The organism is Streptomyces sp. LBL (assembly GCF_029893585.1).
Classification (GTDB): domain Bacteria; phylum Actinomycetota; class Actinomycetes; order Streptomycetales; family Streptomycetaceae; genus Streptomyces.
The window spans coordinates 1-20,767 of record NZ_JARXYX010000027.1; the positions used below are offsets into that span (position 1 = coordinate 1).

At 70.7% G+C, this 20,767-nt stretch carries 14 protein-coding genes and 1 tRNA gene; 9 read left to right on the forward strand and 6 right to left on the reverse strand.

Annotated elements, in window-relative coordinates; translation table 11 throughout:
* The coding region (locus tag M2271_RS28795) for a transposase (RefSeq protein WP_280890280.1) at positions 1–276 on the forward strand (276 nt) is incomplete at its 5' end.
* A 125-nt stretch (positions 277–401) separates the two neighbouring features.
* Here the strand turns inward: M2271_RS28795 and M2271_RS28800 are convergent.
* Positions 402–473, reverse strand: a tRNA-Gln gene (locus M2271_RS28800).
* A 329-nt stretch (positions 474–802) separates the two neighbouring features.
* Between M2271_RS28800 and M2271_RS28805 the strand changes: the two genes are divergently transcribed.
* Entirely contained in the window at positions 803–2,113 is a 1,311-nt protein-coding gene (locus tag M2271_RS28805; RefSeq protein ID WP_280890281.1) for a histidine kinase, read from the forward strand.
* 114 nt (positions 2,114–2,227) lie between these two features.
* Here M2271_RS28805 and M2271_RS28810 read toward each other — a convergent pair whose 3' ends face one another.
* On the reverse strand, positions 2,228–2,722 hold the full coding sequence (locus tag M2271_RS28810; protein WP_280890282.1) for an SUKH-3 domain-containing protein: 495 nt from the start codon (positions 2,720–2,722) through the stop codon (positions 2,228–2,230).
* A 131-nt stretch (positions 2,723–2,853) separates the two neighbouring features.
* Positions 2,854–3,390: a YwqJ-related putative deaminase gene (locus tag M2271_RS28815; RefSeq protein ID WP_280890283.1), complete on the reverse strand. Its 537-nt coding sequence runs from the start codon at positions 3,388–3,390 to the stop codon at positions 2,854–2,856.
* A gap of 352 nt (positions 3,391–3,742) precedes the next feature.
* Between M2271_RS28815 and M2271_RS28820 the strand changes: the two genes are divergently transcribed.
* The 3 genes from M2271_RS28820 to M2271_RS28830 all read left to right on the forward strand — a co-directional run bounded on the left by M2271_RS28820 (position 3,743) and on the right by M2271_RS28830 (position 9,007).
* A complete protein-coding gene (locus M2271_RS28820; RefSeq protein ID WP_280890284.1) occupies positions 3,743–4,762 on the forward strand; it encodes an SMI1/KNR4 family protein in 1,020 nt (339 codons plus the stop codon).
* A gap of 7 nt (positions 4,763–4,769) precedes the next feature.
* Entirely contained in the window at positions 4,770–7,868 is a 3,099-nt protein-coding gene (locus M2271_RS28825; RefSeq protein WP_280890285.1) for an SUKH-4 family immunity protein, read from the forward strand.
* A gap of 251 nt (positions 7,869–8,119) precedes the next feature.
* Positions 8,120–9,007 (forward strand): cellulose-binding protein, encoded by an 888-nt coding sequence (locus M2271_RS28830; RefSeq protein WP_280890286.1) that lies wholly within the window; start codon positions 8,120–8,122, stop codon positions 9,005–9,007.
* 269 nt (positions 9,008–9,276) lie between these two features.
* Here M2271_RS28830 and M2271_RS28835 read toward each other — a convergent pair whose 3' ends face one another.
* Positions 9,277–9,765, reverse strand: coding sequence for a GNAT family N-acetyltransferase (locus tag M2271_RS28835; protein ID WP_280890287.1), 489 nt, complete (start codon positions 9,763–9,765; stop codon positions 9,277–9,279).
* Between the two features lie 31 nt (positions 9,766–9,796).
* Entirely contained in the window at positions 9,797–11,296 is a 1,500-nt protein-coding gene (locus M2271_RS28840) for an MFS transporter (RefSeq protein WP_280890289.1), read from the reverse strand.
* A 485-nt stretch (positions 11,297–11,781) separates the two neighbouring features.
* On the opposite strand from M2271_RS28840, the gene M2271_RS28845 reads away from it, so the two are divergent.
* The 3 genes from M2271_RS28845 (at position 11,782) to mfd (ending at position 19,255) form a co-directional block, all read left to right on the forward strand.
* A complete protein-coding gene (locus tag M2271_RS28845; RefSeq protein WP_280890290.1) occupies positions 11,782–12,570 on the forward strand; it encodes an ABC transporter ATP-binding protein in 789 nt (262 codons plus the stop codon).
* Positions 12,567–15,131, forward strand: coding sequence for an FtsX-like permease family protein (locus M2271_RS28850; protein ID WP_280890291.1), 2,565 nt, complete (start codon positions 12,567–12,569; stop codon positions 15,129–15,131). The genes M2271_RS28845 and M2271_RS28850 overlap by 4 nt, the downstream gene beginning before the upstream one ends.
* Before the next feature lie 569 nt (positions 15,132–15,700).
* Entirely contained in the window at positions 15,701–19,255 is a 3,555-nt protein-coding gene (gene mfd / locus M2271_RS28855) for a transcription-repair coupling factor (RefSeq protein WP_280890292.1), read from the forward strand.
* Positions 19,256–19,378: 123 nt separating this feature from the next.
* Here mfd and M2271_RS28860 read toward each other — a convergent pair whose 3' ends face one another.
* Positions 19,379–19,561, reverse strand: coding sequence for an Rv0909 family putative TA system antitoxin (locus M2271_RS28860; protein ID WP_280890293.1), 183 nt, complete (start codon positions 19,559–19,561; stop codon positions 19,379–19,381).
* 166 nt (positions 19,562–19,727) lie between these two features.
* Between M2271_RS28860 and M2271_RS28865 the strand changes: the two genes are divergently transcribed.
* On the forward strand, positions 19,728–20,504 hold the full coding sequence (locus M2271_RS28865) for an HNH endonuclease family protein (protein ID WP_280890395.1): 777 nt from the start codon (positions 19,728–19,730) through the stop codon (positions 20,502–20,504).
* The last annotated feature ends 263 nt before the right edge of the window (positions 20,505–20,767 follow it).

Here is a 20,767-nt window from a genome sequence, read left to right on the forward strand (position 1 = left end):
ACCGACTACTGGCTGTCCAACCTGCCCGCCGACACCCCGCCGGCTGAACTTGTCCGCCTGGCCAAGATCCGCTGGCGCATCGAGCACGACTACCGTGAACTCAAGCACGGCCTCGGCCTGGACCACTTCGAGGGACGCTCCTGGAACGGCTGGCACCACCACGTCACCCTGGTCACCGCCGCCCACGCCTTCCTCACCGAACAGCGCCTGGCCCCAAAAGCCGATACAGCGGACTCACCCTCTACCAGACCCTCGACGCCATCCAAGACCTGCTGAACTGCTGGACCGGCACCTGCACCACCTGCCACCGCCCACTGCCCAGAACGTCCACCACCAGCCCAAACCCAAGACCCAGAGCAACCTAACGGAGTCCTACTAGTCAGGACCCGAACTTTACCGGGCTCCCCCGCCAGGACTTGAACCCGGACAGATGGCACCAAAAGCCACAGTGCTGCCAATTACACCACGGGGGAATAAACTCGACTAAACCAGACATTCAGTCAGGTCGCCGAGTGGTGCTTTCTACTATGCCGTACCAGGCGGCCTCCACGCGACGATTGACTTCGGTGGATCCCGTCCCCAGGGCGAGATCGAACTCCTCGGAGTCCGTGTACATGCCGTACGGGTGGGTCATAGGCGTACCGTCCAGGCGGAATGTGATCTTCCGGAGTCGAACGGTGAGCGATTCGGCAGTTCGAGGGATATCGGGCGGTTTCGTAATCGTTCGGTCACGGAGTGTGGTGTAGGCCAGTCGCGGAAACTCACCGGAAAAGGGGCGCCCGGCGACCGTAGTCTGGGTGCCATGACCACGATGGGGGAACACCATGTGACGGCCGCAGGAGGGCCGTGGTGGTGGGCGAGACGGCGCAGTGCGGTGCTGGACGTGAGTCTGGCGGTGGTGTCCGCGGCGGAGTGTGCCGTGGAGGGGGTTCCGTTCGCTCGGGACGCGGGGGTTCCGGTGGGGGCCGGAATCGTGTTCGGGTTGTTGGCCGGCTCGGTGCTGGTGTTGCGGCGTCGGTGGCCGATAGCCGTGGTGTTGGTGTCGATCGCGATAACGCCCGCCCAGATGGGCTTTCTGATGGGCATCGTCGGCCTGTACACGTTGGCGGCGTCGGAGCTGCCGCGTCGGATCATCGGTTCGCTGGCGGGGATGTCGCTGGTGGGGACGTTGGTCGTGACGTTCGTGCGGGTGGGGCAGGACATGGCGCGGGGGGAACTGACGTTGGGGGACTGGTTCGTCCCGTTCGCGTCGATCACGACCTCGTTGGGGCTGACCGCGCCGCCGGTGCTGCTGGGCCTCTATGTGGGGGCGCGGCGGCGGTTGATGGAGAGTTTGCGGGAGCGGGCGGACAGTCTGGAGCGGGAGCTTCAGTTGCTTGCGGAGCGGGCGGAGGAGCGGGCCGAGTGGGCGCGGGGCGAGGAGCGGACGCGGATCGCTCGGGAGATGCATGACGTCGTCGCGCACCGGGTGAGTCTGATGGTGGTGCATGCGGCGGCGTTGCAGGCGGTGGCGCGGAAGGATCCCGAGAAGGCGGTGAAGAACGCGGCGCTCGTGGGGGACATGGGGCGGCAGGCGTTGACCGAGTTGCGGGAGATGCTCGGGGTGTTGCGCAGTGGTGGTGGGCCGGCGCGGCGGGAAGGCGTGCCGTTGGCGGCGGTGGGGGCGGCTGCTGCGGCGGCGGCGTCGCGGGCGGCGGATGGCGAGGCTGTGGGGGACGGGCCGTCTCTGTCGGATCTGGAGGTGCTGGTGGGGCAGTCGGCGGCGGCGGGGATGGTGGTGGAGCTGTCGGTGGAGGGTGAGTCGCGGGGGTATGCGGGAGAGATCGAGCAGACGGCGTTCCGGGTGGTGCAGGAGGCGTTGACGAACGTCCATAAGCATGCGGCGGGGGCGAAGACGCATGTGCGGTTGGCGCACCGGGTGTCGGAGCTCGCGATGCAGGTGGAGAACGAGTCGCCGGGTGAGGTGTCCGCGGCGGCGTCGGCGGGGTTGCCGTCGGGGGGTAATGGCTTGGTGGGGATGAGGGAGCGGGTCGTCGCGCTGGGCGGGGTGTTTGTGTCGGGGCCGACGGAGGTGGGGGGTTTTCGGGTGTCGGCGGTGATTCCGGCTTCGTAGGTACTGGGGTTCCGGCCGGAGCCTGTCCTGCTGTCCGGCTGTCCGGCTGTCCGGCTGTCCGGCTGTCCTGCTGTGATGCGCTGATGTGCAGGGCGGGTCCGGCTGCGGCCGGTTCTATTCGGCGGTGAGGCGGGTGGGTTCGATGCCGGAGACGAGGGCTGCGAGGGCGTGGTCGAAGTCGGGTCCGAGGTACCAGTCGCCGGTGTGGTCGAGGGTGTAGACGCGGCCTGCGGCGTCGATGGCGAGGAGGGCCTGGGTGTCGGTCTCGGCGCCGAGGGGGCAGACCTCGGTGTCGAGGGCGCGGCCGAGGTCGCCGAGGGTGCGGGCCAGGTGGAGGCCGTGCAGGGGGTCGAGGTGGAGGGCGGCCGGGGCGACTTGGCGGCCGGGGCCGGTGGGGGTGATGTGCAGGCCGCCGAATTCGGCCCAGGCTTCGACGGCGGCGGGGAAGACGGCGTGCCGGTGTCCGGCGGGTGAGGCGTGGTCGCGCAGGGTGTCGGCCCAGATCTCGGCCTGTTGTATGTCCCAGCGTCCGGGTTGCCAGCCGGCGGCGCGCAGGGCGGCGTCGGTGGGTACGGCGAAGCGGGTGGTGGAGGTGCGGTCGGGGTGCATCTGCCCGTCGTTCGTAGAGAGCGTTCGTAGAAATCGGTTGTAGGGATCCGTTGTAGGGATCCGTTGTCGAGATCCGTGTAGTGATCCGTTGCAGTGATCGTTCGGTGGTACGTGGGGGAGGGGCGGGTCGCTCAGTCGTCTGTCGTCGTGGAGTCGACGATGCGGACGTCGAAGTGGGCGCTGAGCGCTGTGCAGGCTCGGCAGGGGGTGGCGAAGCTGCCGTGGAGGGGGTCGCCGTCCTCGCGGATGCGGCGGGCGGTGAGTTTGGCCTGCTTGAGGGATCTTCGGGCTTCGCCGTTGGTCAGTGGCTTGCGGGCGGCGCGTTTGCTGCGGGCGGCGTCGATGGCCGCGATGTGGCGCGATATCAGCAGGGCTTCGGCGCAGCGGCCGGTGAAGCGGTCGCGTTGTCCGCTGGGGAGGGTGTCGAGGAAGTCCTGGACGAGGGGGTGCAGGGCGGGGGGCTGGTCGCCGCGGGCGGCGGTGCCGGTGAGGGTGGCGCCGCGGACGGAGAGGGCGGCGGCGATGGTGGGGAGTATGCCGTCGCGGCGGTGGCGCAGGGTGGGGGTGTGGGGGGTGTCGGTGCTGCTCCAGCCGATGCGGGGGTCGCCGGATGTGCCCGGTCGCGGTCCTGGGTGCGGTCCCGTCTGCGTGGCGTTCATGATCGTCATACCCTCCCGTCCATCCCCCTGGCGGACACAGACTGCCAAATGGCGGGGCTGGTGCGGAAGCTGGGGCGCCGCGACACGCCCGTGTTCGGGCTGGCTGTCACGTTGGGGTGACGGCGGGTCACGAAAGCGGAGGGGGCCGGCCGGTGCCCGGTGACCGGTCTTGTCGTACCGCATAGGCTGTCGGCACCTCTGTTCACGCGGTCAGCGCGTGGAGAGAGGCGGAGAGAAGTCGGGGCGGGCGTCGAGACGTGGTCGAGACGGACGTCGTGACGGACGAGACAGTCGATACGGTGCGTAGTGGCGCGGGGCTGGTCATTACGGGTCGTACAGAGTGCCGCAGGGGGCAACCGCGATGACGACAGGTCGGCTCGGGTTGGGGGCGCCTCCCGGCCGCCAGGCCGGGGGACAAGCCGTGCCGCCGAACGCGGCCTATTCCGGGCAGGTCGTGCACTTCCCGGATCCGGTTCGGGCGGCCCGTCACCCGAGAGGGGTACGGGTGGACGAGCATGGCTACCCCGACTTCTCGGCGTATGCGCGGGCGGCGGTGGAGATCGCCGAGCCGCCGGAGGGTTTCGGGGTCGATGAGCTGCGGCTGACGGATTACGTGTCGGCGAACGCGGCGTTGTCGGCGACGGGGCACGAGTTGTGGGACACGGTGCCGGCGGTGGCGACGCCGCATGGCTGGACGTGGCATCACGTGGTCGGTGGCCGGCGGCTGGAGCTGGTTCCGGTCGAGGTGAAGGCGCTGTTGCGGCATCACGGTGGGATCGTGACGTCGACGGTGGACCAGGACAAGCGGGGCACGCGGCCGTTGCAGGAGACGCGGCCGGTGCATGTGGGGTTGCCGAAGTCGGGGGTGGCGGTGACGGAGGCGCAGGTGCAGGGGGTCGAGGAGGACCTCGGGTACCGGTTGCCGGGTGCGTACCGGTCGTTCCTGAAGGCGGCGGGTGGGTGCGCGCCGGTGGGCGCGGCGTTGGACGCGGAGTTGGGGCTGTTGGTGGACCAGCCGTTCTTCACGGTGCGGGACGAGGCGGCGGTCAACGATCTGGTGTACGTCAACAAGTGTCTGCGTGACCATCTGACCAAGGACTATCTGGGGGTCGGGTTCGTGCAGGGCGGACTGCTGGCCGTGAAGGTGAAGGGCGAGCGGGTCGGTTCGGTGTGGTTCTGCGCGTACGACGACGTGCGGGACGTGGATCCGTCGTGGTTGCCGGCGGACCGGGTGGAGCGGTTGCTGTTGCCGTGTGGTGAGGACTTCGATGCCTTCCTGTCGCGGTTGGCGGGCAATCCGCCGGAGTTGGAGACCGTGGCGAACCTGATGGTGGACGGCGGGTTCGCGCGGTCCGTTCCTGTGTCTTCCGTGGGGGAGTGAGTCGGCGATGGTGACGTTCGCGCAGGCGCAGGAGCGCGCGGAAGAGTGGATCAACGGGGATGTGCCGTCGTACCAGCATCGTGAGGTGCGGGTGCGGGAGTTCGATCTCGGGTTCGTGGTGTGGGCGGAGGACCGGGCGGACGGGCCGCGTTCGGACGGGGGTGGGCAGCGGCTGGTGATCGCCCGGGACAGCGGGGAGGCCACGTTGTGGCCCGTGCTGCCGGTGGGTGAGGTGATCCGCCGGTACGAGGAGGAGTACGGCCGTGCGGACGCCGTCGCCGATGCGGTGCCCGCGCCTGCGGTTCGGGTGGACCTGAATCAGACGTCGTTCTTGTTGAGTCCGCCGGAGTGGTTGCAGGAGGCGGCGGACAAGTTGGGGATTCCGGATCGGCGGGGGGTGGGGGCGGGGGCTGCGTCTGGCTCCGCGGCTGGTTCTGGCTCTGGTTCTGCCCCTGGTTCTGCGGCTGGTTCTGGCTCTGGTTCTGGGTCTCGCTCTGCGTCGGGTTCGGGTCCGGGGGCCGGTTCGGGGGCGGCTCCTGCTCCCGTTCCGGGGCCGGGGTTCGCTGTGGCCGGCGGGGCTGGGGCGCTGCCGGAGACGCAGGCCGGGCCTGGGGGTGTGGGTGCGGGTGCGGGTGCGGCGGCTGCCGCTTCCGATGCTTCCGGTGTGCCGGGTGTGCCGGGTGTGCCGGGTGTGCCGGGTGTGCCGGGTGTGCCGGGTGTGCCGGGTGTGCCGGGCGCGTCCGGTGTGCCGGGTGTGCCGCTCGGGGCGACGCCGTGGGCCGGGACGGACACGAACGCGGAGGCCGGTGAGGACCGTTCCGTGCCGCTGCCGGCCACGGTGTTCGCGCCGCCGCTGAGCGGGTCCGACGACGAGGCCGGGCCGCCCACGGCACCGCCGGACGCCAAGACGGCCCTGATGTCGGGTGGCAGTCAACTCCCGCGGACCGCGGTCTCCCCGACGGCGGACGAACCCCGTACGCCGGGTATTCAGGGCGGTGCGCCTGGGGTGCCTGGGGGTTCGGGTGCGCCCGGTGGGTCGTCGTACGGGTATCCGCAGGGTGCGGGTGCGCCGCCTCCCGGGGTTCCCGCGGCGGGTGCGATGCCTCCTCCGCCACCGCCGCCGCCTTCGTACGGGTATCCGCAGGGGCCCGAGGGCGGGGCGCCGCAGCCTTCTGGCGCCGGTGCAGCCCGGGCCGGTGGTCCGGGGCGGTCGCTCGCGCCGAACGCCGGGGACATCGCCGACGCAGCGACGAGCAAGGCGGAGCCTCCGTCGCGGCGAGGGCGGGGCGCGGGTGCGAATCCGCCGCCTCCGCCGGGTGCCCCGGGTACACCGGGAGCGCGACCGGCCGGTACGCCGGGTCCGTCGGGGTCGGTAGCAGGCGGGTACGTGCCGACGCAGTTGGTGTCGGCGCTCGGACCGGAGGGACCTGAAGGGCCCGACGCAGGAGCGGGGTCGCCCTCCGCTCCGGGCGTGCCCCAGGCTCCGGGTGCGCCGAACCCGCCGGGCCCGCCCGGCCCGCCGAACCCGCCCGGTGCACCTGGGATGCCCGGTGGTACGCCTCCGGGCGGTGTCCACCATGCCGCCACGATGCTTGCCGACCCGGGGCGGATGGGGCCTGGCACGGGCGCACCGCAGGCCCCGGGCGCCCCAGGCGCACCAGGGGCGCCCCGCCCGCCCGGTCCGCCTGGGGTCCCGGGTACCTCCGGCGCGCCTCAACCGCCTTCCGGTCCGGGGTTGCCGGGTGCCCCCGGTGCACCTCAGCCTCCCGGTGCGCCGGGCATGCCCGGCGCACCCCAGCCTCATGGCGCCCCGGGTGCACCTGGCGCACCCGGCGCCCAGGGCCCTTCCGGGGGCGCGCGCGGGGCTGTGCACCACGCAGAGACCGTGCTGTCCGCGCCCCCCGCGGGCGCCCCCGGCACGCCCCCGCCGCCACAGCCACCCGGCGCCGTGCCCCCGGGCACGATGCCCCCGCCCGGAGGCATGCCCCCCGGCGCTGTGATGCCGCCCCCGGGCGCCATGCCGCCACCCGGTGCCATGCCGCACCCCGGGGCGATGCCGCACCCCGGGGCGATGCCGCCGCCTCCCCCGCCCGGGGCAGGGCAGCCCTCGTACGGCTATCCGCCGCCGGGGCAGCCGACCGTCGGCCCCGGGTACCAGGCCGTGTTGCGCTATCGCGCGCAGGACGGTTCCGAGCAGCAGCTGATCCGGCGTTCGGCGCCGGGGACACCGCACCCGGAGTGGCAGATCTTCCACGAGCTGCGGGCGATGAACGTGCCGCCGGACCAGGTCCTGGAGCTGCACACCGAGTTGGAGTCGTGCGCGCTGCCGGGTGCCTACTGCGCGCGGATGATCCGGGAGCAGTGGCCGCAGGCCAGGATCGCGAGCATCGCCCCGTACGGCACGGATCACGCGAGCCGGCAGCAGGGGATGCGGCAACTGCTGGCGCACCAGGGTGAGTTGCATCAGGTAGCGGATGGTCCCGCCCGTCCCGCTCCGGTACGGGCGCCGCTTCCGCAGGTGCAGCCCGCGCCGCCGATTCCGCCGGAGGGTGTGGCGCAGGAGTTGGCGGGGGCGTTCGGGCCGGGGCTGTTCCGCTTCGAGCAGGCCGCGGTGTCCCGGCAGGGCGTGCCGCCGGTCGTGGCGCACTCGCTGGTGGTGGCGGGGCTGCCGGTGGACATGGGCCCGTTCTTCTGGGCGCAGGCCCAGCCGGGGCGGCCCGTGCCGACGCTGGCGGAGTTGGCGGCCGAGCGCGGAGTGCAGTCGGCCTCGGACGCGGGCTCGTACCTCGTCATGGGCAGCGACTTCGGCAAGGCGGTCTGTGTGCAGTACGGCACGGCGAACATCGTGGCGGTGCCCGTGGAGGCGGGGCCGGGCGGGGCGTCCGTACCACCGCAGTTCGTGAACACGGGGCTGCCCGAGTTCCAGCGGTGCCTGGCGCTGCTGGGGCGGATGTGGCGGCTCAGGTACGGGCTGAACCAGGAGCAGGCGGCCCGCTGGACCGTGGACTTCCAGGTTCAGTTGGCCTCCCTCGATCCGGTGGCGCTCGGTTCGCCGGAGAGCTGGTGGTCGGTGCTGCTGGAGCAGATGTGGGACGGGTTGCTGTGACGTCCCGCCCCTGACGCACTGCGCGTACGAGAGGGCCGGACCCGGTCGTGTGATCGGGTCCGGCCCTTTCGCGTGCGCTCCGGCGTTTTCGCGTGCGGTCCGACCCGATTGTGTGCGGTCCGACCTGATTGCGGGCGCGTCGCGGCCGTAACTCCCGTACGGAGTGTCGGGTTATGGACACTTCCACCCGATACATCAAGATGTGCGCGAAATAATCACGTCGCATCCGTTCGGCGGAGAGGGGTTCCAGGATGAGCAGCACATCGGTGTCGCCACATGGGTTCGTGGGTGTGCGAGGGCGCGGTTACCGTCCCGAACAGGTTGACGCGTACGCCCGTGCCCTCTCCCGGGACCGGGACGCGGCCTGGGAACGCGCCGCCCGGCTGACCGTGCTGGCCAAGGAGATGGAGGCGGAGGCGGCTCGGCTGCGGGAGACCGTGGCGGCGCTCGCTCCGCAGACGTACGAGTCCCTGGGGGAGGGGGCGCGGCGGCTGTTCGCGCTCGGGGAGGAAGAGGCGTGGGCCGTGCGGGAAGGCGCGCGGCAGGAGGCGCAGCGCCTCGTGGAGGAGACCCGGGCGCGCGCGGACGGCGTGCGCGAGGCCGCGCAGGCCGACGCCGACGCCGTACGCGCCGAGGTCGAGGAACGCGCCGGGCAGCGACTGCTCGCGGCGCGCGCCGAGGCCGACGAGGTCCGGATCGGCGCCCGGCGTGAGGTGAAGGAGGGGCGTGGGGAGGCGCTCGCAGCGTTGCGCGAGGCGCGCCAGAGCACCACCGGGATGCTCGCCGACCAGGCCAAGGAACACACCGAGCGCGCGGCCCGGGCGGAGCGGGAGGCAGAGGAGCGGGCAGCCGCGCTGGACGCGCACAACGCGGAGCGGGTGGCCCGGGCCGAGGCCGCGTTGTCGGAGACGAAGGAGGCGTTCGCCGACGCGGAGGCGGGGGCGCGGCAGGTGCAGGAGGAGGCGCAGGCGCGGGCGACCGAAGTGACCGCGGAGGCACGGGTGCGGGAGGAGCGCATCGTTCGGGAGACGGAGCGGGTGCTGCGGGAGCACGGGGAGCGGTGGGACGAGGTACGGGCGCATATGGATCAGGTACGGAGCAGCCTGACGGCGCTTACGGGGAGGGCCGCGCTGGAGTGAGGGGCGTGCTGGCGCGAGAGGCGTGGTGCAGTGCGGGGAGTGGTGCAGTGAGGGGCGTGGTGCAGTGAGGGGCGTGCTGGCGCGAGAGGCGTGGTGCAGTGAGGGGCGTGGTGGAGTGAGAGGCGTGTGCAGCGAGAGGCGTGGCGGGTTGAGGGGCGTGGTGGAGTGAGGCGCGTGCTCGGGTAAGGAGCGTGTGCTGGAGGGTGGCGCGGGCCGGCGTAAGGGGCAGGTGCTGGGGTGTGGAGCGCGTGCTGGGGTGAGGGCCCGGGTCAGTCTCCGAGTTGTGCGCGCCGGTAGCGGACGCCCGGGCGGCCGTCGAGAGTGAGGGTCCCGGTCGTGGTGAAGCCGTTGCGTTCCAGGACGGTTCGGGAGGCCGGGTTGTCGAGGGTGGTCCTCGCGGTGAGCGAGACCAGGCCGTACGTCGTCCCGGCCAGCCGGCACATCTCCCGTACCGCCGCCGTCGCCATGCCCCGCCCGGCCGCGGGCTCGCCGATGCGGTAACCGAGTTCGGCTGAGCCCCGCTCGACGTCCACCAGGTTGATCCGGCCGATCAGCCGGCCCTCGTCGTCCAGGAGGAGGTGGAAGTGGCAGACGCCGGTGTCCTGTTCGGCGAGGAGTGCCTGGAGGCGGGCGGTGAACTCGGCGAAGTACGCGTCTTGGCGGTCCGGGACCGAGCGTGCGAAGTAGGCGCGGTTGGCCCGCTCGAAGGCGAGCAGCGCGTCCGTGTGATCGGCCCGCAGGCGTTCCAGGGTCGGCATCGGGTCAGGATATGCGCGACGCGATGCCTGTCTAAGAGGGCTCCTTGAGTACCGGGAACCTGCGCGGCGCCAGGAACAGCAGCACAAGGAACGCCACTGCCGCCGCGCAGGACGCGCCCAGATAGACGGCGTGCACCGCGTCCGCGATGGCCCGGCGGGTCGCGTCGGGTGCCGTGCCGGCGTCCAGGGCGCGTGTCACCGAGTCCAGGTCGCCCGCGCCGCCGAGCCGTGAGGCCAGCACACCGTTGGCGACCGCGCCGAAGACCGCCGCGCCGACCGTCTGCCCGGTCTGCCGGCAGAACAGCACGGACGCGGTCGTCGTGCCGCGTTCCGCCCAGTCGACCGTCGACTGGACGCCGACGAGCAGCGGAAGCTGGAAGAGGCCGAGCGCGGCGCCCAGCAGCAGCATCAGCAGGGTCGGCTGCCAGGCCTCGCCGGGATACGGCAGGAAGGGGAACGCGAGCAGGATCAGCGTCGCCGTGCCGATGCCCAGCATGGCCGTGTTGCGGAAGCCGATGCGCCGGTACACGTGCTGGCTGAGGGCGGCCGAGACCGGCCAGCTCAGCGTCCACACGGACAGGACGAATCCGGCGGCCACCGGCGCCAGGCCCAGCACGGACTGCGCGTACGTCGGCAGGAACACGCTCGGCGCCACCATCAGCAGGCCCAGCGCCCCGAGGGCGAGGTTGACCGCGGCGATCGTGCGCCGGCGCCACACCCACCCGGGGATGATCGGCTCGGCGGCCCGGCGTTCGATGACGACGACCAGCCCGGCCAGTGCGAGTCCCGCGGCGAACAGGGCGAGCGAGGGCCCCGACAGCCACGGCCACGCCACCCCGCCCTGCACCAGGGCCGTGAGCAGCACACCGCCGCACGCGAACACGGCCAGCGCGCCCGCCCAGTCGACCCGCGCGCGGGTCCGCGCCTCCCGTTCCGGCTCGTGCAGGTACCGCACGACCAGCCACAGCGCGAGCGCCCCGACCGGCAGGTTGACCAGGAAGATCCAGCGCCAGTCCGCGTACGTCGCGAGGATCCCGCCCACACCGGGTCCCGCGACCGCCGACACCGCCCACACCGTGGACAGCTTGGACTGGATCTTCGGGCGGTCCTTCAGGGGGTACAGGTCGGCGGCGAGGGTCTGCACGGTGCCCTGGAGAGCGCCGCCGCCCAGGCCCTGCACGATCCGGAACGCGATCAGCGCGCCCATGTTCCAGGCCAGCGCGCACAGCAGGGAGCCGAGCAGGAAGAGGGCCGCACCGGCGACCAGCACCGGCTTTCGGCCGAAGGTGTCGGAGAGCTTGCCGTAGACGGGCAGGGTGACCGTCACCGCGAGCAGGTAGCCGGAGAACAGCCAGGAGAAGACGGAGAAGCCGCCGAGGTCGCCGACGATCTGCGGGACGGCCGTGGAGACGATGGTGGAGTCAAGGGCGGCCAGCGCCATCGCGAGCATCAGGGCCGCGACGACGGCACCGCGCCGGTCGGGTGCGGTGCCTTGCGCGGCCTGCCGTATCGCTGGTGTCGTGTCGCCCACGCGATTCCTTTCCCCGTGCATCTATCTGCCGCGGCACAGCTTCCCATCCCGCCCGTGGATCGCGGGAGTGCTTGACCCTCACGTCGCGCGAGGGTGGAGCCTGACGGGGCCGAAGGGTGGAGCGGACCCCGATAACCGCTCCACCCGGCGGTGGAGGACCCCTAGGGGTACCTCCGTACTACGGCTCGGGGAGGGTTCGTACCGCCGGAGGACGAGAGGGGACCGGTGTCGTCCCTAACCTGGTTCTACGCCGCTGGGGAGCGGTGGGGGGAGGTTCACCGCACCGACGGGGGTGGGGTTTTCCTCAGGAAAAGACTGCGCTGAGCACCAGCGCGCCGGACCCCCTCCGGGCGCCAGACTCTTCGACGTCACCACTTCTTCGCACGCTTCATCCCGTTGGTTCTGCTTGGTTCCGCTTGGTTCCGCTTCTTTCTTGCTTCTTCTTCTTCCCTGCTCCACCCGCTGACCGACATAGGAGACATACCGTGACATCGGCTGTGACCATTCCCAGGCACGGGGGCACTGGAGGGCGTACGGCCGTTGCCGCGCGGGCGCGGCAGGTCGTGAAGGCGTACGGGTCCGGCGAGACCCGCGTCGTCGCCCTCGACCACGTCGACGTGGACATCGCCCGTGGCCAGTTCACCGCGATCATGGGCCCCTCGGGGTCAGGCAAGTCCACGCTGATGCACTGTCTCGCCGGTCTCGACACGCTGACGTCCGGGCAGATCTACCTGGACGACACCGAGATCACCGGCTTGAAGGACAAGAAGCTCACGCAGTTGCGCCGGGACCGGATCGGGTTCATCTTCCAGGCGTTCAACCTGCTGCCGACGCTGAACGCGATAGAGAACATCACCCTGCCCATGGACATCGCGGGCCGTAAGCCCGACAAGGCGTGGCTCGGGCGGGTCGTCGACACCGTCGGCCTCTCCGACCGCCTCAAGCACCGGCCCACCCAGCTCTCCGGCGGCCAGCAGCAGCGCGTCGCCGTGGCCCGGGCGCTGGCCGCCCGGCCCGAGATCATCTTCGGTGACGAGCCGACCGGAAACCTCGACTCGCGCGCCGGCGCCGAGGTCCTGGGCTTCCTGCGCCGCTCGGTCGACGAGCTCGGCCAGACCATCGTGATGGTCACCCACGACCCGGTGGCCGCGTCGTACGCGGACCGGGTGCTGTACCTCGCCGACGGCCGGATCGTCGACGAGATGTACAAGCCGACGGCGGACGCCGTCCTGGACCGTATGAAGGACTTCGACGCCCGGGGGCGTACGTCATGACCGTCCTGAAGACTTCGATGCGCAACTTCTTCGCGCACAAGGGACGCATGGCACTGTCGGCCGTCGCGGTCCTGCTGTCGGTGGCCTTCGTCTGCGGCACGCTCGTCTTCACCGACACGATGAACACGACGTTCGACAAACTCTTCGCCACGACCGCGTCCGACGTCTCGGTCTTCCCGAAGGGGGCCAAGAGCGACGACACCCCGCAGAACGGCAGGCCCGAGTCGCTGCCGGCGTCCACGCTGGCGCAGGTGCGGAAGGCCGAGGGTGTCAAGTCCGCCGAGGGCGCGGTCGCTTCGTCCGCGGTCACGGTCGTCGACCGCGACAACGAGAACATGGGCTCCAGCAGCGGCGCCCCCACGATCGCGGGCAACTGGACGAAGAACGACGCCCGTTCGATGGATATCACCTCCGGACACGCCCCGCGTGGGCCGACCGAGCTGCTTGTCGACGCCGACACCGCCGACAAGCACCACCTCAAGCTGGGTGACGAGCTGCGCACGATCTCCGTCGCCGGTGACTTCAAGGCGCGGATCATCGGCATCGTCACCTTCAAGGTGACCAACCCCGGCGCGGCGGTCGTCTTCTTCGACACCGCCACCGCCCAGCGTGAACTCCTCGGCGCGACCGGCCGGTTCACCCAGATCTACGTCAACGCCGCCTCCGGTGTCAGCGACATCCGCCTCAAGCAGAACGTCTCCCGGTCCCTGGACGGCACGTACAAGCTCCAGACGGCCAAGGAGAACGCCGACGAGGCCCGCAAGGGCGTCGGTGAGCTCATGAACGTCATCAAGTACGCCATGCTCGGCTTCGCCGGGATCGCGTTCCTGGTCGGTATCTTCCTGATCATCAACACGTTCTCCATGCTGGTGGCCCAGCGCACTCGGGAGATCGGTCTGATGAGGGCCATCGGCTCCTCCCGCAAGCAGGTCAACCGCTCGGTGCTGGTCGAGGCGCTGCTGCTCGGCGTCGTCGGCTCGATCCTGGGTGTGGGCGCCGGCGTGGGCATCGCGATCGGCCTGATGGAGCTCATGTCGGCGGCCGGCATGAACCTCTCCACCGCCGACCTGACCGTGAAGGCGACCACTCCGATCGCCGGTGTGGTCCTGGGCATCGTGGTCACCGTCCTCGCCGCGTACCTGCCGGCCCGCCGCGCAGGCAAGGTCTCCCCGATGGCCGCGCTGCGCGACGCCGGCACACCGGCCGACGGCAAGGCGGGCCTGGTGCGCGGCCTGATCGGGCTGCTACTGACCGGCGTCGGCGGATTCGCCCTGTTCATGGCGGCCGACGCCGACAAGGCGAGTGACGGCGCGCTGCCGCTGGGCGGCGGTGTGGTGCTGTCCCTGATCGGGTTCGTCGTCATCGGCCCGATGCTGACCGGCGGGATCGTCCGGGTGATCAGCGCGGTGCTGCTGCGGCCCTTCGGCTCGGTGGGCCGCATGGCCGAGCGCAACGCCCTGCGCAACCCGCGCCGCACCGGCGCCACCGGCGCGGCCCTGATGATCGGTCTGGCCCTGGTGGCCTGTCTGTCGGTGGTCGGTTCGTCGATGGTCGCCTCCGCCACCAGCGAGCTGGACAAGTCGGTCGGCGCGGACTTCATCGTCGAGGGCAACCAGCGGATCGTCCCGCAGGCCGAGAAGGCCATGCAGGAGACCCCGGGCCTGGCCCATGTCACCCGCTACAAGGAACTCGCCGCCACCCTGACCTCGCCCGACGGCAAGACCGACGACTCCGGAGTGACGGCCGCCGACCCGACGTACGCCCAGGACCTGCGCCGCCCGACCACGGCCGGCACCCTCTCCGCCGCCTACGGCAAGAACGCCATGTCGGTCGGCTCCGACTACGCCGACAAGCACGGCGTCCACGTCGGCGACACCATCTCCGTCGCCTTCAAGGGCGGCGAGACGGCGAAGCTCAAGGTCGCGGCCATCACGAGCGACGACGCCGCCATCGACCAGGGCGCGCGCTACATCAGCATCGAGACGATGACGAAGTACGTTCCGGCCGCCCAGATCCCGCCCGACACGATCATGTTCGCCAAGGCCAAGGACGGTCAGGCGGAGCAGGCGTACACGGCGCTGAAGAAGTCGATGCACGACTACCCGCAGTACCAGGTCCGCGACCAGACCGACTACAAGCAGGAACTCAAGGATCAGATAGGCCAGCTCCTGAACATGGTCTACGGCCTGCTCGCCCTGGCGATCATCGTGGCGGTCCTGGGAGTGGTCAACACCTTGGCGCTGTCGGTGGTCGAGCGGACGAGGGAGATCGGCCTGATGCGGGCCATCGGCCTCTCCCGCCGCCAACTGCGCCGCATGATCCGCATGGAGTCGGTGGTGATCGCCCTCTTCGGCGCCCTGCTGGGCCTCGGCCTGGGCATGGGCTGGGGTGCGACGGCCCAGAGGCTGCTCGCACTGGAGGGCCTGAACGTCCTCGAGATCCCCTGGCCGACCATCATCGGCGTCTTCATCGGCTCCGCGTTCGTGGGCCTGTTCGCCGCGCTGGTCCCGGCGTTCCGGGCGGGTCGGATGAACGTACTCAACGCGATAGCGACCGAGTAACGGCCAGGACGGGAAGCCCGCTCAGCCACCCTGAACGGGGGAACGGGGGAACGGGGGAACGGGGGAACGGGGGAACGGGGGACGTCGGGCCCGGTGCCGGAGGCAACAGCCTCCCGGCACCGGGCCCGTCGGATCGCCGTGGAGTGCGAGTCGGACGACGAGAACCGTCAGCCGAGCGTCGGCAGGGCGACCAGGAGGAGCGGGGAACGCAGGGCCAGCCCCGCAAAGGTTGCAGGGGCAGAACTCCAGGGGTGCTGGGGACCCAGGCCCCGCCGGGGCCTGGGGGCGGAGCCCCGGCGGGGTCGAAGGGGCGAAGCCCCTGGGGATGGGACGGGTAGGGGCGGCGGGGGCGAGGCACCCCGACGGCCACACCCGCCCCGCGCACCCGACAGCGGAGGCGGAAGTCGACAGTGGAAGCCGACAGGGGAAGTCGAACGTGGAAGTCGACAGTGGAGGTTATCCACAGCCCCGACGTCCGCGACAGCGTCGTCGTACGCTGGAGACCCCCCGGCCCCTAACCCGCGTCGGGCGATTCGCGTTGCCCACCCCCGGACGAAAGCCGCCCCAGAATGAGCCTGCACGGTCTGCTCGACGCCGTCGTCAAGGACACCGCCCTCGCGGAAGCGATCACGGCGGCCGCAGACGGCAACCGTATGCACATCGACCTGGTCGGCCCCCCAGCGGCCCGCCCCTTCGCGGTCGCCGCCCTGGCCCGCGAGTCCGGCCGCCCGGTCCTCGCGGTGACGGCGACCGGCCGCGAGGCGGAGGACCTGGCCGCGGCCCTGCGCTCGCTGCTCCCCCCGGAAGGCGTCGTCGAGTACCCGTCCTGGGAGACCCTCCCGCACGAGCGCCTCAGCCCCCGCAGCGACACCGTCGGCCGTCGCCTCGCCGTCCTGCGCCGTCTGGCTCACCCCCGCCCCGACGACCCCGAGACCGGCCCGGTCTCCGTCGTCGTGGCCCCCGTACGCTCCGTACTGCAGCCGCAGGTCAAGGGCCTCGGCGAGCTGGAACCGGTGGCCCTGAGGACCGGTCGGACCGCAGACCTCAACCAGGTCGTCGAAGCCCTCGCCGCCGCCGCGTACGCGCGGGTGGAGCTCGTGGAGAAGCGCGGCGAGTTCGCCGTACGCGGTGGCATTCTCGACGTCTTCCCGCCCACCGAGGAACACCCCCTGCGCATCGAGTTCTGGGGCGACGACGTGGAGGAGATCCGCTACTTCAAGGTCGCCGACCAGCGCTCCCTGGAGGTCGCCGAACACGGCCTGTGGGCCCCGCCCTGCCGTGAACTCCTGCTGACGGAAGACGTCCGCGCGCGTGCGCGTGCCCTCGCCGAGCAGCACCCGGAACTCGGCGAGCTGCTCGGCAGGATCGCGGAGGGGATCGCCGTGGAAGGCATGGAGTCCCTGGCGCCCGTCCTCGTGGACGACATGGAGCTGCTGCTGGACGTCCTGCCCAAGGGCTCCATGGCGGTCGTATGCGATCCGGAGCGGGTCCGTACGCGTGCGATGGACCTCGTGGCGACCAGCCAGGAGTTCCTGCAAGCGTCCTGGGCGGCCACCGCCGGCGGCGGCGAGGCACCGATCGACGTCGGCGCGGCCTCCCTGTGGTCCATCGCGGACGTCCGGGACCGGGCGCGCGAGCTGGACATGATGTGGTGGTCGGTGTCGCCGTTCGCTGCGGACGAGACGTTCGGATCTGCCGCGGACACGGAGGGGGACGCGGACATCCTGAAGCTCGGCATGCACGCCCCGGAGACCTACCGCGCAGACACCGCCAAGGCCCTCGCGGACACCAAGGGCTGGCTCGCCGACGGCTGGCGCACGGTGTTCGTGACCGAGGCCCACGGCCCGGCGGCCCGCACGGTCGAGGTGCTCGGCGGCGAGGGCATCGCGGCCCGTCTGGACGCGGAGCTCGGTCAGATCGCGCCCTCCGTCGTGCACGTGGCGTGCGGCTCGATCGAGTACGGCTTCGTGGACCCGACGCTGCGGCTCGCCGTCCTGACGGAGACCGACCTGACCGGCCAGAAGGCGGCCGGCAAGGACGGCGTCCGGATGCCCGCGCGCCGCCGCAAGACGATCGACCCGCTGACCCTGGAGGCGGGCGACTACATCGTCCACGAGCAGCACGGCGTGGGCCGCTACATCGAGATGGTGCAGCGCACGGTGCAGGCCGCCACCCGCGAGTACCTGGTCGTCGAGTACGCCCCCGCCAAGCGCGGCCAGCCCGGCGACCGTCTCTACATCCCCACCGACCAGCTGGAGCAGATCACCAAGTACGTCGGCGGCGAGGCACCCACCCTGCACCGCCTGGGCGGCGCCGACTGGACGAAGACGAAGGCCCGCGCGAAGAAGGCCGTCAAGGAGATCGCGGCCGACCTGATCAGGCTGTACAGCGCCCGGATGGCGGCCCCCGGGCACGCCTTCGGCGCCGACACGCCCTGGCAGCGAGAGTTGGAGGACGCCTTCCCGTACGTGGAGACGCCCGACCAGCTGACCACGATCGCCGAGGTCAAGGAGGACATGGAGAAAACGGTCCCGATGGACCGCCTGGTCTGCGGCGACGTCGGCTACGGAAAGACCGAGATCGCGGTCCGCGCCGCCTTCAAGGCCGTCCAGGACGGCAAGCAGGTCGCCGTCCTCGTCCCGACGACGCTGCTGGTGCAGCAGCACTTCGGGACGTTCTCCGAGCGCTACTCACAGTTCCCGGTGAATGTGCGGGCGCTTTCCCGCTTCCAGAGCGACACCGAGGCGAAGGCGGTCCTGGAGGGCCTCAGGGAGGGCTCGGTGGACCTCGTCATCGGCACCCACCGTCTGTTCTCCTCGGAGACCAAGTTCAAGGAGCTGGGCCTGGTCATCGTCGACGAGGAGCAGCGCTTCGGCGTCGAGCACAAGGAGCAGCTGAAGAAGCTGCGCGCGAACGTGGACGTACTGACGATGTCCGCGACCCCGATCCCGCGCACCCTGGAGATGGCGGTCACGGGCATCCGGGAGATGTCGACGATCACCACGCCCCCCGAGGAGCGCCACCCGGTGCTGACCTTCGTCGGCCCGTACGAGGAGAGGCAGATCGGCGCGGCCGTCCGCCGTGAACTCCTGCGCGAGGGGCAGGTCTTCTACATCCACAACCGGGTGGAGTCGATCGACCGCGCGGCGGCCCGGCTGCGCGAGATCATCCCCGAGGCCCGCATCGCGACGGCCCACGGCCAGATGTCGGAATCGTCCCTGGAACAGGTGGTGGTCGACTTCTGGGAGAAGAAGTTCGACGTCCTCGTCTCGACCACGATCGTCGAGTCCGGCATCGACATCGCCAACGCGAACACCCTGATCGTGGAGCGCGGCGACAACTTCGGCCTCTCGCAGCTGCATCAGCTGCGCGGCCGCGTCGGCCGGGGCCGCGAGCGGGGCTACGCGTACTTCCTGTACCCGCCGGAGAAGCCCCTGACGGAAACCGCCCACGAGCGCCTGGCGACGATCGCCCAGCACACGGAGATGGGCGCGGGCATGTACGTGGCGATGAAGGACCTGGAGATCCGGGGCGCCGGAAACCTCCTGGGCGGCGAACAGTCCGGCCACATCGCGGGCGTCGGCTTCGACCTGTACGTCCGCATGGTCGGCGAGGCGGTCGCGGACTACCGCGCCTCCCTGGAGGGCGGCGTGCAGGAGGAGCAGCCGCTCGACGTCAAGATCGAGCTCCCGGTCGACGCGCACGTCCCGCACGACTACGCGCCCGGCGAGCGCCTCCGCCTCCAGGCCTACCGGGCCATCGCCTCGGTCAACTCCGAGGACGACGTCAAGTCCGTACGCGAGGAACTCGTCGACCGCTACGGCAAGTTGCCCGAGCCGGTGGAGAACCTGCTGCTGGTGGCCGGTCTGCGGATGCTCGCCCGCGCGTGCGGCGTCGGCGAGGTCGTCCTCCAGGGCAACAACATCCGCTTCGCTCCGGTGGAGTTGCGGGAGTCGCAGGAGCTGCGGGTCAAGCGCCTGTACCCGGGGACCGTCATCAAGCCGGCCGCACACCAGCTGCTGGTCCCGCGGCCGAAGACGGCGAAGGTGGGCGGGAAGCCGTTGGTCGGGCGGGAGTTGCTCGGGTGGGTCGGGGAGTTCCTGGCGTCGATCCTCGGGTCATAGGTCCATAGGTCTGCCTGGCGCAGGGATCAGGCCACCGGGCGTACCCGTCGTGCGCCGCCGCCGGTGGCCTGGTCCAAGGCCGTGCGGGACTGCTGCCGTCGGAGACTCCGTGAGTCTTCGGTCCTACGGCTGTTCGTGCCTGTCGCGATCCATGCCGAGGGAGCCTTCGATGCGCTGCTGTGCGTCGTCGACCTGGCCCTCGTGCTTGTTGCCGGTCTTCTCGTTGGCTTTCCGTTCCGCGGCGTCGGACGTGTCCTTGGCCTTGCTGCCCTTCATCTGGTTCTTGAATCTGTCGAAGATGCCCATCAAGAGCTCCTTCCGGAAGTGACTCGAAATCGACGATACGCCCGACAGGAGAGGGATGCGCATTTAGGCCGTATATGGTCTGGACCTCTTGGCCGCTACCGTGAGGCCAGTGAGAACCGCCCGTGTGGAGGCGGGACCGGGTAGGCAAGGGGAGAAGCGCATCGTGATGCGTCTGAGGGGCGGGTCGGGTTCCGCCGTCATGACCGCGGTGGCGGCGTGTGCCGCGATGACTCTGGTCGCAGGCTGTGAAGGCCTCGACACGAGCGGCACCGCACCGGACGCCGGTGCGCCGGCACCGGCGTCGGACGGGCGGTCCGTCAGCCCGCTGAAGAATCCGGACGGTACGAAACCGGGCCTCGCGCCCGTCACGAGCGAGAGGGACGAGGCCGTGGCCCGCAAGCTCATCGAGAGCCTGCGGACAAAGGGCCGCGGCCCGAAGACCGGCTACGAACGGGACAAGTTCGGTTACGCCTGGATGGACTCGGTCGACGGCGTTCCGTTGGCCCGCAATGGCTGTGACACTCGGAATGATCTTATAAAGCGCGATGGTCAGGGCCTGCGCTTCCGGTCCGGGTCCGACTGTGTGGTCGTCTCCATGACCTTGCACGACCCGTATACCGGGAAGACCGTCGAATGGCGCAAGGCGCAAGCGACCAAAGTCCAGATCGACCATGTGATGCCGTTGTCCTACGACTGGCAGATGGGTGCCTCGCGGTGGTCCAAGGACAAGCGTGAGCAGATAGCCAACGACCCCCTCAACCTTCTCCCGGTCGACGGGCCCACCAACGGCTCCAAGAGCGATTCCGGCCCGGCGTCCTGGCTGCCGCCGAACAAGCAGATCCGTTGCTCGTACTCGGTGCGGTTCGCTCAGGTCTCTCTCAAGTACGAGCTGCCTGTGACTGCGGCGGACAAGCAGATGATGCTTCGGCAGTGCGGAGGCTGAACGGGACCGACATCAGCGCAAGCATCAACCCAGGGCCAGTGATCGCGTCCTGACGCACCGGCAAAGAATATTCCACGTCGCAAAGGCGCAGACAGCCGCACAGCGCTCAGGTTCGGTAAGCAGCGGTCAAGGGTGGCACAAGATCGCCTCGCGAGTCTGTTCACGGGATTTTCGCGGAGGGCAAGATCGGCGGGCTCACTGTCCGTACGGATGTCCCGGCCAAGGAGCCGCTTTTTTCGGCCGTGTGGCGCCGATGTGAGCGG

Bases quoted from the DNA above. Each gene is read 5' to 3' on its own strand.
- M2271_RS28805 (WP_280890281.1), top strand. From the start codon at position 803: ATGACCACGATGGGGGAACACCATGTGACGGCCGCAGGAGGGCCGTGG.
- M2271_RS28810 (WP_280890282.1), bottom strand. From the start codon at position 2,722: ATGCACCCCGACCGCACCTCCACCACCCGCTTCGCCGTACCCACCGAC.
- M2271_RS28815 (WP_280890283.1), bottom strand. From the start codon at position 3,390: ATGACGATCATGAACGCCACGCAGACGGGACCGCACCCAGGACCGCGA.
- M2271_RS28820 (WP_280890284.1), top strand. From the start codon at position 3,743: ATGACGACAGGTCGGCTCGGGTTGGGGGCGCCTCCCGGCCGCCAGGCC.
- M2271_RS28825 (WP_280890285.1), top strand. From the start codon at position 4,770: ATGGTGACGTTCGCGCAGGCGCAGGAGCGCGCGGAAGAGTGGATCAAC.
- M2271_RS28830 (WP_280890286.1), top strand. From the start codon at position 8,120: ATGAGCAGCACATCGGTGTCGCCACATGGGTTCGTGGGTGTGCGAGGG.
- M2271_RS28835 (WP_280890287.1), bottom strand. From the start codon at position 9,765: ATGCCGACCCTGGAACGCCTGCGGGCCGATCACACGGACGCGCTGCTC.
- M2271_RS28850 (WP_280890291.1), top strand. From the start codon at position 12,567: ATGACCGTCCTGAAGACTTCGATGCGCAACTTCTTCGCGCACAAGGGA.
- mfd (WP_280890292.1), top strand. From the start codon at position 15,701: ATGAGCCTGCACGGTCTGCTCGACGCCGTCGTCAAGGACACCGCCCTC.
- M2271_RS28860 (WP_280890293.1), bottom strand. From the start codon at position 19,561: ATGGGCATCTTCGACAGATTCAAGAACCAGATGAAGGGCAGCAAGGCC.
- M2271_RS28865 (WP_280890395.1), top strand. From the start codon at position 19,728: ATGCGTCTGAGGGGCGGGTCGGGTTCCGCCGTCATGACCGCGGTGGCG.